Source organism: Paraburkholderia sp. BCC1884 (assembly GCF_900996225.1).
Classification (GTDB): domain Bacteria; phylum Pseudomonadota; class Gammaproteobacteria; order Burkholderiales; family Burkholderiaceae; genus Paraburkholderia.
The window spans coordinates 1-446 of record NZ_CAAJGL010000032.1 but is presented as its reverse complement, the minus strand read 5'-3'; the positions used below and the strand labels follow the sequence as shown (position 1 = coordinate 446).

1 pseudogene is annotated in these 446 nt (G+C 78.7%); it reads left to right on the top strand.

What is annotated here, in order from left to right:
- Nucleotides 1-446 (top strand): annotated as a pseudogene (locus tag FQ705_RS01995) (glycogen debranching enzyme GlgX); the annotation flags it as partial.

Sequence of the window (446 nt, the reverse complement as noted above, 5' to 3'; positions counted from 1 at the left end):
GAGAGCGTCTCGGTGCCTGCCTGGCAGGACCGCGAGCGCCGCGCGCTGACGATGCGCCGGGTGGGCCCCGATCGCCGGGGTGAATGCGAGGCGCTGTTGCTGATGCTCAACGGCTCGGCCCAGCCGCTGCGCTTCGTGCCGCCCGCGCCGATGCTCGCGTGGCGTGTGCTGGCCGACAGCAGCCGGCCCGAGGATGCCGAGGACGCGCCCGACGAACTGCCGGCCGCCGCCGCGCCGGCCGACGAGCCCGGCGCGCGCCCCGAGCCGGTCGCGCAGCGCGCGGCCGCCGCGGCATCCGCCAGCCGGCAGTCGATCCCGGTGCCGGCATCGATTGGGGCATGCGCCCCACGACACGCCGCCGGCACGGCTGCCGATTCCGCCGCGCGACGCGAAGCGCCGCGCCACACCAGCCGCGCCAGCCCGCGCGCGGCCGCTCCCGATTCCGC